Source organism: Azohydromonas lata NBRC 102462 (assembly GCF_001571085.1).
Lineage (GTDB): Bacteria > Pseudomonadota > Gammaproteobacteria > Burkholderiales > Burkholderiaceae_C > Azohydromonas > Azohydromonas lata.
In genome coordinates this window covers 39,948-53,425 of sequence record NZ_BCTC01000040.1, presented here as the reverse complement: position 1 = coordinate 53,425, position 13,478 = coordinate 39,948, and the positions used below count along the sequence as shown (strand labels likewise).

Genomic DNA, 13,478 nt, shown 5'->3' with positions numbered 1-13,478 from the left:
ACCGCCGGCCTGCAGCCGCCGCACCAGCGCGCTGCCCACCATGCCGCGGTGGCCGGCGATGAAAATCTTGGCTGCCTTGTCCATGGCTTCAATTGCGCCCGTAGGTGTCTTCAAAACGGACGATGTCGTCCTCGCCCAGGTAGGAGCCGGACTGCACCTCGATGAGCTCCAGCGGCAGGCGGCCCGGGTTGCGCAGGCGGTGCGTTTCGCCCAAGGGGATGTAGGTGCTCTGGTTTTCGCTGAGCAGCATCACCTTGTCGCCGCAGGTCACCTCGGCCGTGCCGCTGACGACGATCCAGTGCTCGGCGCGGTGGTGGTGCATCTGCAGGCTCAAGGACGCGCCGGGCTTGACCATGATGCGCTTGACCTGGAAGCGCGCGCCCGCATCGATGCTGTCGTACCAGCCCCAGGGCCGGTGCACCTTGCGGTGCGCGGTGTGCTCGCCGCGCTGCTGGCCGTCCAGGCGGCTCACGATCTTCTTGACGTCCTGGCTGCACTCGCGCCGGCTCACCAGCACGGCGTCGGGCGTCTCCACCACCACCACGTCGTCCAGGCCGACCACGCCCACCAGGCGGCTGGTGGCGTGCACCAGGGTGTTGCGGCTGTCTTCGATGATGGCGTCGCCCGCTGCGGCGTTGCCCTGCGCGTCCTTGTCCGCCACCTGCCACACGGCGTCCCAGGCGCCCAGGTCGTTCCAGCCCGCGGCCAGCGGCACCATGCGCAGCGCGATGCCGCTGCCCGGGCAGTGCTCCATCACGGCATAGTCCACCGACTCGCTGGGCACGGCGGCAAACTCCTCGCGGCCCGGGCGCACGAAGCGGTCGTCCGTCTTGCGCGAGGCGAAGGCCACGCGGCAGGCCGCGGCGATGTCGGGGCGAAACCGCTCCAGCGCCGCCATCCAGCTCGACGCCCGCAGCACGAACATGCCGCTGTTCCAGTAGTAGCCGCCCTCGTCCACGTAGCGCTGCGCCGTGGCGGCGTCGGGCTTCTCCACGAACTGCGCCACCGCGCTGCCCTCGGCGCGGATGTAGCCGTAGCCGGTCTCGGCCCGATCCGGCGTGATGCCCAGGATGACGATGGTGCCGTCGGCGGCCATGCGCACGGCCTGCTGCACGGCGGCGCTGAAGGCCGCGGCATCGGTGACGGTCTGGTCCGCGGGCGTGACCACCAGCACCGGGTCCGCGTCGTCCTGCAGTGCCTGCAGCGCCGCCAGCGTCATCGCCGGCGCGGTGTTGCGCCCAACGGGCTCCAGCAGCACCGCCGCGGGATCGCAGCGCAGCTCGCGCAACTGGTCCAGCACCAGGAAGCGGTGCTCGTCGTTGCCCACCACCAGCGGCGCATCGAGCTTGATGTCCTCGGCCCCCAGCCCCTGCAGGCGCAGCACCGACTGCTGGAACAGGCTCTGGTTGCCCGCGAGCACCAGGAATTGCTTGGGATAACCGGCACGCGACAGCGGCCACAGCCGCGTGCCGCTGCCTCCAGCCATGATGACCGGTTGCAGGCGAATCGAAGAGTTCATGATGAGGGGCTCGGACTGACGGGGCAGGTATGAAGCGTTGGGCGCAGTGCGACGCCCTGATCTCTGGACCCCGGCATGGAAAGGGCGCTGCGCATGGCGCAACGCCTCAAACGGCGTCAAGTATGGAGTTTACCGACTGACCCCAGGCTTTCATTGAGCTTGCTGGGGTGGCGCTGTCGAAACCATGGCGCCGGTGCACAAGGCGTGCTGTGCCGCACGCTTTGACCCCGACCCTGATCCCGGTCTTGGCTCAGTCGAAGCAGGGCGCCTGGCCCAGCAGCGGCGCCTGCGCGTCCTTGGGCGACAGCAGCGGCGTCAAGTCCTGCAGCGGCCACTGCACGCCCACCGTGGGGTCGTCCCAGCGCAGCGCGCCCTCGGCCTGCGGTGCGTAGTAGTCGGTGGTCTTGTAGAGGAAGTCGGCGCTGTCGCTGGTGACCACGAAGCCGTGGGCAAAGCCCGGCGGAATCCAGAACTGGCGGTGGTTGGTGCCCGTGAGCTCCACGCCCACCCAGCGGCCGAAGGTCGGGCTGCTCTTGCGCATGTCCACGGCCACGTCGAAGACGCTGCCCTGCGTCACGCGCACGAGCTTGCCCTGCGCGTGCGGCGGCAGCTGGAAGTGCAGCCCGCGCAGCACGCCGCGCGAGGAGCGCGAGTGGTTGTCCTGCACGAAGTCGACGTGGTGGCCCACGGCCTCGTCGAAGGCGCGCTGGTTGAAGCTTTCCATGAAGAAGCCGCGCTCGTCGCCGAACACCTTGGGCTCCAGGATGAGCACGCCTTCCAGCGCAGTCTTGATGACGTTCATGTGCTTGCCTTGGCGAAAAAATGCCGTGTCAGAAGGTGGTTTCGCGCAGCAGCTTCATCAGGTACTGCCCATAGCCGTTCTTGAGCATGGGCTTGGCCAGCCGCTCCAGTTGCGCGGCGTCTATCCAGCCCGCGCGCCAGGCGATCTCCTCGGGGCAGGCCACCTTGAGGCCCTGGCGCTTTTCCAGCGTGGCGATGAACTGGCCGGCTTCGAGCAGGCTGTCGTGCGTGCCGGTGTCCAGCCACGCGTAGCCGCGGCCCATGATCTCCACGTCCAGCAGCCCTTCGCGCAGGTAGGCGGCGTTGACGTCGGTGATCTCCAGCTCTCCGCGCGGGCTGGGCTGGATGCCCGCGGCGATGTCGCACACGCGGTTGTCGTAGAAGTACAGGCCCGTGACGGCGTAGTTGCTCTTGGGCGCAGCGGGCTTTTCCTCGATGCTCAGCGCGCGCTGGCGCTGGTCGAACTCCACCACGCCGTAGCGCTCGGGGTCGTTGACGTGGTAGGCGAAGACCGACGCGCCCTCGGTACGCAGCGAGGCGCGCTGCAGCAGGCTGTAGAAGTCGTGGCCGTAGAAGATGTTGTCGCCCAGCACCAGCGCGCTGGGAGCGCCGCCGACGAAGTCGCGGCCCAAGATGAAGGCCTGCGCCAGGCCGTCGGGGCTGGGCTGCACGCAGTAGCTCAGGTTGATGCCCCACTGGCTGCCGTCGCCCAGCAACGCCTGGAAGCGCGGCACGTCCTGCGGCGTGCTGATGAGCAGGATGTCGCGCATCCCGGCGAGCATCAGCGTGGTCAGCGGGTAGTACACCATGGGCTTGTCGTACACCGGCAGCAGTTGCTTGCTGATGGACAGGGTGGCCGGGTGCAGCCGCGTGCCGGAGCCGCCGGCCAGGATGATGCCCTTGCGCTGGATCTCGGATGTCATGCCTTCTCCCTCCAGGGGCCCCAGGCCCCGCACTTCATTTTTCAGGCGAACGCCTCGGTGAGCATGCGCTGCACGCCCAGCTGCCAGGGCGGCGGCACCAGGCCGAAGGCTGCCTGCAGCTTGGCCGTGCTCAGCCGCGAGTTCAGCGGGCGGCGCGCGGGCGTCGGGTAGTCGCTGGTGGCAATGGGGCGCAGCGCATCCGCGGCGACCTTCACCGGCAATCCGTGTTCGCGCGCCCAGTCGATGACGAAGCGGGCGTAGCCGTGCCAGCTCGTTTCGCCGCCGGCCACGGCGTGGTAGGTGCCGGCGAGCTGCGGGTTGGCCAGGGCCGCGCGCAGGGCGTGCGCGGCCACGTCGGCCAGGAAGTCCGCGCCGGTGGGCGCGCCGATCTGGTCGTCAATGACGTTGAGCGCCTCGCGCTCGGCGGCCAGGCGCAGCATGGTGCGGGCGAAGTTGCCGCCGCGCGCGGCGTAGACCCAGCTCGTGCGCAGGATGAGGTGAGGGCAGCCGCTGTCGCGCACGAGCTGCTCGCCTTCGAGCTTGGTGCGGCCGTAGACGCTCAAGGGGGCGGTGGGCGCGTCCTCGTCGCGCGGCGCGTGGCCGCTGCCGTCGAAGACGTAGTCGGTGCTGTAGTGCAGCAGCCAGGCGCCCAGCGCGGCGGCCTCGCGCGCGATGGCGCCGGGTGTGGCGGCATTGAGCAGCCGTGCCAGCTCCGGCTCGCTTTCGGCCTTGTCCACGGCGGTGTGGGCCGCGGCATTGACGATGGCCTGCGGGCGCAGTGCGCGCACCGTGGCGGCCACGCCCTCGGGGTCGCGGAAGTCGCCGCACAGTCCCGGCGCGCCCTCGTGGTCCAGCGCCACCACCTCGCCCAGCGGGGCCAGGGCGCGCTGCAGCTCCCAGCCCACCTGGCCGCTCTTGCCCAGCAGCAGAATCCTCATGGCCGCTCTCTCCGGTTCGTCGTCTTCGTCTTGTCAACGCGCGGCGTAATTGGTGGACAGCCAATCGCGGTAGGCGCCGCTTTGCACCTCGGCCACCCAGTCGGCGTGGTCCAGGTACCACTGCACCGTCTTGCGTATGCCGCTGTCGAAGGTCTCGGCCGGGCGCCAGCCCAGCTCGCGCTCGAGCTTGCGCGCGTCGATGGCGTAGCGGCGGTCGTGGCCGGGGCGGTCGGTGACGTGCGTGACGAGCCGCGCGTAGGGGCCGGCGGGGTCGGGGCGCAGCTCGTCGAGCAGGCCGCAGACCTTGTGCACGATGTCGATGTTGGCCTGCTCGTTCCAGCCGCCGATGTTGTAGGTCTCGCCCAGGCGACCGCCGACCAGTACCGCGCGAATGCCGCTGCAGTGGTCGCGCACGTAGAGCCAGTCGCGGATCTGCTGCCCGTCGCCGTACACCGGCAACGGCTTGCCCGCCAGGGCGTTGACGATCATCAGCGGGATCAGCTTCTCGGGGAAGTGATAGGGGCCGTAGTTGTTGGAGCAGTTGGTGGTGAGCACCGGCAGCCCGTAGGTGTGGTGCCAGGCGCGCACGAGGTGGTCGCTGGCGGCCTTGCTGGCCGAGTAGGGGCTGTTGGGCTCGTAGGGGTGCTCCTCCGTGAAGGCCGGGGCGCCGGGCTTGAGGCTGCCGTAGACCTCGTCGGTGGAGACGTGCAGGAAGCGAAAGCCGCCCTTCTCGTCGCCCTGCAGCGCGCCCCAGTGCGCGCGCGCGGCCTCCAGCAGCGTGAAGGTGCCCTCGACGTTGGTGCGCATGAAGGCACCGGGGCCGTGGATGCTGCGGTCCACGTGGCTCTCGGCGGCGAAGTGCACCACCGCGCGCGGGCGGTGCTCGGCCAGCAGCTTGTCCACCAGCGCACGGTCGCAGATGTCGCCGTGCACGAACACGTGGCGCGCATCGCCCTGCAGCGAGGCCAGGTTGCGCAGGTTGCCCGCGTAGGTCAGCGCGTCGAGGTTGACGACGGGCTCGCCCACTTGAGCAATCCAGTCGAGCACGAAGTTGCTGCCGATGAAGCCGGCGCCGCCGGTGACCAGGATCGTCATGGTGAGCCCGTAATCAAATTGAAAGGAGGTGGTGTGGCAGGTGCAGTCGCCCGGGATGAATCAGGAGCGGCGCAGCGCGGTGCGCAACTGGGCCAGCTTCTCGGCATTTTGGGGATCGGCGGCCGAGCGCTGCCAGAGGTGGCGCACTAGGATGCCGCCGGCCAGCAGCAGCAGCGTGACCAGCATGGTCACCACGGCCGTGAGCGCGCGCTTGGGCTTGCTCTTCCACTCCGGCGGCATGGCGGTGTCCAACACTTGGATCAGCGCGCCCTCGCTGGCCTCGTCCGTGCGCGCCATCTCGTATTGGCGCGCAAAGAGGTCGAACAAGGTTTCCTGGTACTTGAACTCTCGGAACTTGTTGACGTAGTCCGGGCCGCCGCTGCGGTCGGAGTTCTGTTCGGCCCGGGCCAGCTGGCTGCGCAGCGCGCCAAGCCGCGCCTGGATTTGCTGCACCTCCGGCGCATCGTTGGCCAGCGAGCGGCTCAGCACCTGCAGCCGGACTTCCGCGGCGGTGGCTTCGGCGCGCAGCGCGGCGTAGCTCTCGGCGGCCGCGCGCGGCTCGGTCTTCAGCGCCCCGGCGTCAAAGCCGCTGGCCTGCAGAACCTGCTGGGCCTGCGTGAGGCGGTCGCGCGTTTGATTGAGCTGCACTTCGAAGAAAGCCCTGCGCTGCTGGGCTTCGGACAGCGCCAGCCCGCTGGTGAGCTGGCGCAACTCGTCGACATGCGCATTGGCCATCTCGGCGGCGCGTTGCGGGTCCGTGTCATCCACTTCGACGCTGATCAGGCCGTCTTTCTTGCCCAGGCTGATCTGCACGTTGCGGTCCAAGGTCTGGCGGGCTTCGAACTTGTACTTGGCGTCGTACACGTCCATCAGCTTGAAGCGGTTCACGATGTGGTCCTGCACGGTGACGCTTCTCATGAGCGACACGTACTGGTCCGCAGCGCTCTTCATGCTGGTCCCTCCCGTCAGGCCGGAGAGGACGCTGAGCGAGGACAGGGCCGCGGCTGCGGCGCTTTGCTGCTGCTGGGGCGGCAAGAACGTGGTCTTGGCCGTGTAGGTGGGCGGAATGATGAACGTCACGCCCAGCGCCACGACGCCTGCCAGCAGCGGGCCCAGCACCAGTAGCTTGCGGTTGGCTGCCAGCGGAATCGCCAGGTCGAGCAAGCCCACGCCCTCGTCCTTGTCGTCCGCATTGAAGGGGGCGGCGTCGGCCCTCATGTCGTCTCGCATATCAGTCACGCAACACTTTGATGGCGGCCGCGCCCAGGCCGAGCTGATAGAGGATTTGCGTCCAGTCGCGGGCGGACTGGGTGAAGGTGGTCTTGTTCATTTCCTCGGGCACGAAGATGGTGTCGCCCGGCAGCGCGGCGATGTTGTTCATGCCGTGGCTGCGGCTGAACCAGGAGCCGCCGTCCTGCAGCGCGCTGACCACGCTGCCGTTGGCGCGGATGACGAACACGCTGCCGCGGTCGGCGCCACGCGTTGGACCGCCTGCCTGGCGCAGGTAGTCGTCGATGCTGCGCGGGCCGCTCCAGACGAAGCTGCCCGCGTTGAAGACGCTGCCGAATACGCCCACCGTGCTGCCGCGCGTGGGGATGGTGATGCGGTCGCCATCCTCCAGCGGCATGTCCGGCAACGTGGAGTTCTCAGGTTGAACTTGCAGGACGATGCGGCCGTTGGGCTTGACCGTGCGCAGCCGCGTGATGAGCTGCGACGTGGCTGCGGCGCGAGCGCTCTGCGCCTCCACTTCCTGGGTAGAGGTGGTGCGCTGGGTGGCGTTGTTGCGCGAGAGGTCGGTTTCCAGGTCGCGCAGCGCGCGGTCGTAGTTTTCCTGCTGCGTGCGCTGTACGCTTTGCCGGGTGAACTGGGTGCCGAAGACGTAGGCCGAGGGGCTCAGGCCGCCGGCGGCACGCAGCGCGTCGCCGATGGAGCTGCCCGGGGGCAGCACATACTCGCCGGGACGCAGCACCTCGCCTTCCACAATGACGCGCTTGTTCTGCTTTTGCACCGATAGCGTCGACTCCACGGCGCTGAAGGCCCGCAGCACGTCGCCGCCGCTCAGGGGCAGCCGTGTGCTGATGGGCAGCGGCAGCTCGGCGATGCGCTCGCCGCTGCGCTGCTCCAGCCGCTCCACGGCCAGCCGGCTGCGGTCGGCCACGGTGGTGAAGCCCCCGGCCATGCGCAGCGCGTCGTCCACCGTTTCGCCGGGCTTGATCTCCAGGATGGCCGGGCGGTTGACGCTGCCGATCACGCCCACCTGCGCGCCCACCGGGCCGACGTGGATCACGTCCTCGGGCTGCACCAGCATGTCCGCGCCGCGGTCGCCCTTGAGCAGGAAGTCGTAGAGGTCCAGCCGCGCCACCGTCTGGCGCCCGCGCTGCACGGTGACGTTGCGCATGCTGCCCGCGGCCGAGGGACCGCCGGCGCGCAGCAGCGCATTGAGCACGCTGGAGAGGCTGCTGACACTGTAGGCGCCCGGGTGCGCCACGAAGCCCGTGACGTACACGCGCACGCCGCGCAGCTGCCCCAGCGAGACGCTGAGCTCGAAGTTGCGGAACACCTGGCCCACGCGGCGGCGGATCACGTCGGTCAGGTCGGCGTAGCGCACGCCGGCCACCAGCACCGGGCCCACGCGCGGGATGCTCACGCGGCCGCTGCGGTCCACCACCAGGCGCACGTCCGCGTCCACCGAACCCCAGAGCGTGACCACGATCTCATCGCCGCTTTTGATGAGGTAGTCCGGCGGAATCTGCGGGTTGTAGTCGGCGCTGTCGGGGTCGTCGGCGCGCGTGAGCAGCTCGGCGCCCAGGCGGCGCACCACGAGGGCATCGGCGCCCTCGCCGAGCTCGACGACGCCCGCGCGCCGCTGCACGAACAGCTCGAATTCGCTGGGCTTGTAGGGCACCTGGGCGGCTGGCTGGGTCGGCGCCGCACCCGCAGGGGTGCTGGCGCCGGCCGCCTGCTGCAGCAGCAGCGCGGCGTCCATGTTGCTGCTGACGCTGTTGTTGGAGCCGCCGGTCAGCGGCTGGCGCAGCCGGATGGGACCTGTCGTGCTGGAGTCGGTGGCGGGCTGAGTCTGCGCGCAGACCTGTACCGCACCGGTCAGCGCCAGCAGCGCTGCGCCGACGGTCTTGCGCAGGCTGCCCGCGCGCAAAGCACGGTGGCAGTCAATGGAGGGCAGGCGGGGGGAGGGTCTCATTGGTGTTGGAGCAGGCGCAATCCAGGGCCGATGCGCGGCCCGGGGCTCAATGGAATGGGGGTGCTGCGGCGCGTGCAATTGCACGATGTGTAAGGGGATTCTAGCGGTGCGGCTGATGACGGCCGCCGTCATCGCAGACCTGCCTCAATCTTTGTTGCGTTGCAGCAGCCTGTGATAATGAGTGAATGAGTCTGCTGTTCACCGCATTTGTCGTGGCATTCCTATTGACGATGGGCGTCGTGCGCCTGGCGCGTACGCATGCGCACTTGGTCAATGACCACGGCGAAGGACCGCAAAAGTTCCACGTCCGGCCTGTGCCCCGCGTGGGCGGCCTGGGCATCGTGTGCGCGGTGGTCGCCGGTGCGCTGTCGCTGTGGTGGCAGGACCGGAGCGTGGGCGATACGGGATTGCTGCTGCTGGCCTGTGCCTTGCCGGCGTTTGGCGCGGGCATCACCGAAGACATCACCAAGCGCGTGAGCCCGCGCCAGCGGCTGTTGTTCACCGCGGTGTCGGCCCTGCTGGCGGGCTGGCTGCTGGACGCGCTCATCCGCCGCACCGACATCCCGGGTCTGGACTGGGTGGTGTCGTTCTCCATCGGTGCCTTGCTGCTGACGGTGCTGGCTGTGGCTGGCATTGCCAATGCCGTCAACCTGATCGATGGCTTCAACGGCCTGTCATCGATGTGCGTGCTGATGATGCTGGGCAGCCTGGCCTACGTCGGCTTCGCCGTGGATGACCGTCTCGTGGCGGTGATGGCGCTGGTGGGCGTGGGCGCGGTGCTGGGCTTTTTTGTCTGGAACTTCCCGGCCGGGCTGGTGTTCCTGGGCGACGGCGGGGCGTACTTCCTGGGCTTTTACCTTTCGGAGCTGTCCATCCTGCTGCTGGCGCGCAACCCCGAGGTGTCGCCGATGTTCCCGCTGATGCTGGTCATCTACCCGGTGTTCGAGACAGTGTTCTCCATGTACCGGCGCAAGTGGCTGCAGGGGCGCCCGGTGGGCATGCCCGACGGCGCACACCTGCACAGCCTGATCTACCGCAGGCTGCTGCGCTGGGCCGCGGGCGAGCGCACCGCACGCGAGCTCACCCGGCGCAATTCCATGACGGCGCCTTACCTGTGGCTGCTGTGCATGCTCTCCGTCGTTCCGGCGATGTTGTGGTGGGACAACACGGCGGTGCTGGCGGGTTTCATCGTGCTGTTCGGCGTGAGCTACGTCACGCTGTACTGGCGTATCGTGCGTTTCAGGGCTCCGCGCTGGATGGTCTTGCATCGCCGCCGCCGCCGTGGCATGGCCGCAGCGGGGATAATCGCGCGACATGATGGATCCCACGCAAACCGCGGCACCGGCTGCCGCCCCCAGCGCCCCCACTGAGGCGCACACCGAAACTCCCGCCGCGGCAGCCCGCTTCGACACGCTGCCGCTCGACGCCAAGCTGCTGCGCGCCGTAGCCGACCAGGGCTACGCGACCATGACGCCCATACAGGCCAAGGCCATTCCGGTGGTGCTGGCCGGCCGTGACGTGATGGGTGCGGCCCAAACGGGCACGGGCAAGACCGCCGCCTTCTCCATTCCGCTGCTGCAGCGCATGCTGCGCCACGAGAACAGCAGCATGTCGCCGGCGCGCCATCCGGTGCGCGCGCTGGTGCTGGCGCCCACGCGCGAGCTGGCCGACCAGGTGGCCAACAACGTCAAGGCTTACTCGCGCCACACCAAGCTGCGCGCGGCCGTGGTGTTTGGCGGTGTGGACATGAAGCCCCAGACGGCCGAGCTCAAGGCCGGCGTGGAGGTGCTCATTGCCACGCCGGGGCGGCTGCTGGACCACATCGAGGCGCGCAACGCGGTGCTCAACCAGGTCGAGTACGTGGTGCTGGACGAAGCCGACCGCATGCTCGACATCGGCTTCCTGCCCGACCTGCAGCGCATCCTGAGCTACTTGCCCAAGACGCGGCAAACGCTGCTGTTCTCGGCCACGTTCTCGCCGGAGATCAAGCGCCTGGCCGAGAGCTACCTGCAGGAGCCGGTGCTGGTGGAAGTGGCGCGGCCCAACGCCACGGCCTCCACGGTCGAGCAGCGCTTCTACAGCGTGTCCGCCGACGACAAGCGCGCCGCCGTGCTCAAGCTGCTGCGCGATCGCGACATCAAGCAGGCCATTGTCTTCGTCAACTCCAAGCTGGGCTGCGCGCGGCTGGCGCGCTCCTTCGAACGCGACGGGCTGCGCACCAATGCGCTGCACGGCGACAAGTCGCAGGACGAGCGGCTCAAGGCGCTGGACGCCTTCAAGCGCGGCGAGGTGGATGTGCTGGTGTGCACCGACGTGGCTGCCCGCGGCCTGGACATCGCCGACCTGCCGGCCGTCTTCAACTTCGACGTGCCCTTCAACGCCGAGGACTACGTGCACCGCATCGGCCGCACGGGCCGCGCTGGCGCCTCCGGTCTGGCTGTGACGCTGGTCACGCGCGAGGACGCGCGGCTGGTAGCCGAGGTGGAAAAGCTCATCAAGAAGAAGCTGGAGCTGGAGCCGCTGGAGCTGGAGGATGACCGCTGGCGCCCCCCGCGCCGCAGCGAGGCGCCTGCCGGCGGCGGCGACCGTGGCGAATTCCGCCGTCCGGAGCGCGAACGCTTCGAGCGCGCCGAGCGCCCGGCCGCGCCGCGGCGCAACTCCGCGCCGGCGTCGGACCCTTTCTTCGACCGGCCCTACGAGCCCAGCACCACGTCCGGCACGCCGGCGTGGGAGCAGGACGCGCCCAGCGTGGTGCAGCCCGGTGCGCTGCACCACAAGCCGCGCAAGAAGATCGCTGCACTGTTCGGCGCCAAGAAGAGCGCGGCGTCGGCCGCCTCCTGACCGGCCGGGGCCCTGCGGGCCCCCGGCTCAAGCTTGGAACACGAAGACCGCCGGCACGTCGGCCGGCAGCGTGCGCGGCTGTGCGCGCCAGCGTGCCACGGTGTCGCTGCGCGTCCAGCCGCCAGCCAGCGTCAGCCCGCAGCTCACCGACAGCCGCGTGCTGCCCTGCAGCGTGGACAGCAGCGCGGCGAGCAGAGGCTCGTTGCGGTAGGGCGTTTCAATCACCAGTTGCGCCTGCACGGCGCGGCGCGAAAGGCCTTCGAGTTCGCGGATGCGGGCAGCGCGCTCAGCCGCGTCCACGGGCAGGTAGCCATTGAAGGCGAAGCGCTGCCCGTCCAGCCCACTGGCCGCCAGCGCCAGCAGCAGCGCGCTGGGCCCCGGTAGCGGGCGCACGGCGATGTCCAGCCCATGGGCTGCGGCTACCAGCGCGGCGCCCGGATCGGCCACTGCCGGCATGCCGGCTTCGGACATCAAGCCAATGTCGTGTCCCTGCAGCGCCGGCTGCAGCAGCGGTCGCAGGTCGGCCGCCGGCTGAGCGGCGCGGCCCTTGGGCGGGCGCGGCAGCTCCGCGATCTGCAGTTGCTGCAGCGGTACCGCCAGCGGCACCACGGCATTCACGCGCTTGAGCACGGCACGCGCCGTGCGAGCGTTTTCCACCACCCAGTGCCGCAGCCCGGCCGCAGCCTCCAGCGCGCCCATGGGCAGCACCTGGCGGATATCGGGCACGGCTGCACCGCCGGCCTCACCCGTGCCGCCGGTTCCAAAATCCAGCGGGCTGGGAATGAGCAGCAGGTGGCCTTTCATCGCCAAGTGGTCTGCCACCACAGTTGCGCAGCGTTGTCGCGCCCGGCGCCGTCCTTGCCGCTCCACAGCGACAAGCCCAGTGCCTGGCCGCTGCGCGGGCTCCAGGCCATGGCGGCATTGATGCCGCTGAGTGAGCCCGGCGTCAGCCGCTGCGTGGAGGAGGCGATGGCGGCGTCGCCCCGGTACGCCACGATCTCGCCGCTGACGCTGCCGGCATCCAGCAGCGCGCCCACGGTGGTCACCTTGGTGTCGCCGCCGCTGGGGTAGCCCAGCACCACGCCGTCCTGCGTGTAGCCCTGCAGGTAGATGTGGTGGCGGTAGGCCACGCCCAGCACGCCCGCGACCGTGTCGGCGCGCTCGACGAACAGCCGCATGCTGCGTCCGTCACGCTGCAGCGCCCATTCGGCGCCGGCAAGCTTCATGTTCTTGGCCGGGCGGTAGCCGGCCTCGTCCTCGCCGGTGATTTGGGCATACAGGGCCACCTGGTGTCCGGTGCCTAGGGCATGGTGCCAGCGAGCATCGATGGCGGCGAGCTGGTTGCCGGGTTGCTGGTCGCTGGCGTCCTGGTTGTCGCGGCCCAGCAGCCCGTTGACCATGGACTTGAAACTCTGGTCGCGCCCGCGGCCGCCCCATTGCATGGTGCGCGAGGCGCCGATCTGCAGTGACGGCAGGGGCTGCACCTGCAGCCGCATGCCGACGAGGTAAGGATGTGCCGGCTGGGTGTGGCCTTGCAGTCCGCCGAAGAACACGTCGGCGTTCCACGGGCCGAGCCAGGACAGCCAGCGGCTCTCGAAGGGGGAGTTCGACGTCTTGCGCCAGCCCAGTGCGGGCACCGCAGGAGCAGCGGCGTCGAGGATCAGGCTGCCGCTCCAGGCCGGGCCCCAATGCCGGCGCTGCACCGAAGCGTAGAGCTGTCCGGGTCCAAGCGGCAGGGCGGCTTCCGTGCCTTCCAGCGTCCACTGGCGCCTTGCGCCGGTGCTTCCCAGCACGCCCAGGCGCAGCACGGCGCCGTCTTGGGATTCGCCGAAGGTGTGCAGCAGGCGCAGCCCGCTGCCGGGCGTGCCCAGCGGTGAGGCCACGAATTTGGGCTGCTTTTGCAGCTTGTTGCCGCCGGCCAGCAGCACGCCGTCGGGCGGCGTGGGCAGCGTTTCGGCGAAGCCGCCTTCTGGGGCGGCGTCGCGTTCCAGCATCTGTTGATTGCGCGCCAGGGCTTGGCTCAGCGACGGGCCGGCGTGGGCGGGCAGCGCCGCGGCGCAGGCCAGCAGCGCCGCAGCGCCACACAGGGGACGGTAAGAAAAGAGCTGTGACATCGGCGCTTGCGGCTTTTCGTCGAAGGGGAGAGTGGTCGGCTGTGTGCG

The 13,478-nt window shown here is 69.5% G+C and carries 11 protein-coding genes; 2 read left to right on the top strand and 9 right to left on the bottom strand.

Going from position 1 to position 13,478, the window contains the following annotated elements; all coding sequences use genetic code 11:
• Nucleotides 1-88 precede the first annotated feature (88 nt).
• From ALA01S_RS15295 to ALA01S_RS15265, 7 genes are all read right to left on the bottom strand, one after another.
• Nucleotides 89-1,519, bottom strand: coding sequence for a mannose-1-phosphate guanylyltransferase/mannose-6-phosphate isomerase (locus ALA01S_RS15295; protein WP_066337819.1), 1,431 nt, complete (start codon nucleotides 1,517-1,519; stop codon nucleotides 89-91).
• A 250-nt stretch (nucleotides 1,520-1,769) separates the two neighbouring features.
• Entirely contained in the window at nucleotides 1,770-2,321 is a 552-nt protein-coding gene (rfbC, locus tag ALA01S_RS15290; protein ID WP_066337818.1) for a dTDP-4-dehydrorhamnose 3,5-epimerase, read from the bottom strand.
• Nucleotides 2,322-2,349: 28 nt separating this feature from the next.
• Nucleotides 2,350-3,243 carry a glucose-1-phosphate thymidylyltransferase RfbA gene (gene rfbA / locus ALA01S_RS15285; RefSeq protein ID WP_174548630.1) on the bottom strand — a complete coding sequence of 298 codons (894 nt, stop codon included), beginning with the start codon at nucleotides 3,241-3,243 and terminating at the stop codon, nucleotides 2,350-2,352.
• A 41-nt stretch (nucleotides 3,244-3,284) separates the two neighbouring features.
• Nucleotides 3,285-4,181 carry a dTDP-4-dehydrorhamnose reductase gene (gene rfbD / locus ALA01S_RS15280; RefSeq protein WP_066337816.1) on the bottom strand — a complete coding sequence of 299 codons (897 nt, stop codon included), beginning with the start codon at nucleotides 4,179-4,181 and terminating at the stop codon, nucleotides 3,285-3,287.
• Nucleotides 4,182-4,214: 33 nt separating this feature from the next.
• Nucleotides 4,215-5,276, bottom strand: a complete 1,062-nt coding sequence (rfbB, locus tag ALA01S_RS15275; RefSeq protein WP_066337815.1) for a dTDP-glucose 4,6-dehydratase — start codon at nucleotides 5,274-5,276, stop codon at nucleotides 4,215-4,217.
• A 60-nt stretch (nucleotides 5,277-5,336) separates the two neighbouring features.
• On the bottom strand, nucleotides 5,337-6,494 hold the full coding sequence (locus ALA01S_RS15270; RefSeq protein ID WP_066337814.1) for a Wzz/FepE/Etk N-terminal domain-containing protein: 1,158 nt from the start codon (nucleotides 6,492-6,494) through the stop codon (nucleotides 5,337-5,339).
• A 13-nt stretch (nucleotides 6,495-6,507) separates the two neighbouring features.
• A complete protein-coding gene (locus tag ALA01S_RS15265) occupies nucleotides 6,508-8,475 on the bottom strand; it encodes an SLBB domain-containing protein (protein WP_238455815.1) in 1,968 nt (655 codons plus the stop codon).
• Between the two features lie 185 nt (nucleotides 8,476-8,660).
• On the opposite strand from ALA01S_RS15265, the gene ALA01S_RS15260 reads away from it, so the two are divergent.
• Both ALA01S_RS15260 and ALA01S_RS15255 read left to right on the top strand, forming a co-directional pair.
• Nucleotides 8,661-9,845, top strand: a complete 1,185-nt coding sequence (locus ALA01S_RS15260) for an MraY family glycosyltransferase (RefSeq protein WP_084267601.1) — start codon at nucleotides 8,661-8,663, stop codon at nucleotides 9,843-9,845.
• Complete coding sequence (locus ALA01S_RS15255) at nucleotides 9,790-11,316, top strand: DEAD/DEAH box helicase (protein WP_084267600.1); 1,527 nt, start codon at nucleotides 9,790-9,792, stop codon at nucleotides 11,314-11,316. The genes ALA01S_RS15260 and ALA01S_RS15255 overlap by 56 nt, the downstream gene beginning before the upstream one ends.
• A 27-nt stretch (nucleotides 11,317-11,343) precedes the next feature.
• On the opposite strand, the gene ALA01S_RS15250 is transcribed toward ALA01S_RS15255, so the two are convergent.
• Entirely contained in the window at nucleotides 11,344-12,120 is a 777-nt protein-coding gene (locus ALA01S_RS15250; protein ID WP_066337811.1) for an SAM-dependent methyltransferase, read from the bottom strand.
• Complete coding sequence (locus tag ALA01S_RS15245) at nucleotides 12,117-13,430, bottom strand: capsule assembly Wzi family protein (protein WP_066337809.1); 1,314 nt, start codon at nucleotides 13,428-13,430, stop codon at nucleotides 12,117-12,119. The genes ALA01S_RS15250 and ALA01S_RS15245 overlap by 4 nt, the downstream gene beginning before the upstream one ends.
• Nucleotides 13,431-13,478: the final 48 nt, after the last annotated feature.

What these genes read in the sequence shown, in the direction of transcription:
- ALA01S_RS15250 (WP_066337811.1), bottom strand. Translation starts at nt 12,120, where the DNA reads ATGAAAGGCCACCTGCTGCTCATTCCCAGCCCGCTGGATTTTGGAACC.
- rfbC (WP_066337818.1), bottom strand. Translation starts at nt 2,321, where the DNA reads ATGAACGTCATCAAGACTGCGCTGGAAGGCGTGCTCATCCTGGAGCCC.
- rfbD (WP_066337816.1), bottom strand. Translation starts at nt 4,181, where the DNA reads ATGAGGATTCTGCTGCTGGGCAAGAGCGGCCAGGTGGGCTGGGAGCTG.
- ALA01S_RS15245 (WP_066337809.1), bottom strand. Translation starts at nt 13,430, where the DNA reads ATGTCACAGCTCTTTTCTTACCGTCCCCTGTGTGGCGCTGCGGCGCTG.
- rfbA (WP_174548630.1), bottom strand. Translation starts at nt 3,243, where the DNA reads ATGACATCCGAGATCCAGCGCAAGGGCATCATCCTGGCCGGCGGCTCC.
- ALA01S_RS15255 (WP_084267600.1), top strand. Translation starts at nt 9,790, where the DNA reads ATGATGGATCCCACGCAAACCGCGGCACCGGCTGCCGCCCCCAGCGCC.
- ALA01S_RS15295 (WP_066337819.1), bottom strand. Translation starts at nt 1,519, where the DNA reads ATGAACTCTTCGATTCGCCTGCAACCGGTCATCATGGCTGGAGGCAGC.
- ALA01S_RS15265 (WP_238455815.1), bottom strand. Translation starts at nt 8,475, where the DNA reads ATGAGACCCTCCCCCCGCCTGCCCTCCATTGACTGCCACCGTGCTTTG.
- ALA01S_RS15270 (WP_066337814.1), bottom strand. Translation starts at nt 6,494, where the DNA reads ATGAGGGCCGACGCCGCCCCCTTCAATGCGGACGACAAGGACGAGGGC.
- rfbB (WP_066337815.1), bottom strand. Translation starts at nt 5,276, where the DNA reads ATGACGATCCTGGTCACCGGCGGCGCCGGCTTCATCGGCAGCAACTTC.
- ALA01S_RS15260 (WP_084267601.1), top strand. Translation starts at nt 8,661, where the DNA reads ATGAGTCTGCTGTTCACCGCATTTGTCGTGGCATTCCTATTGACGATG.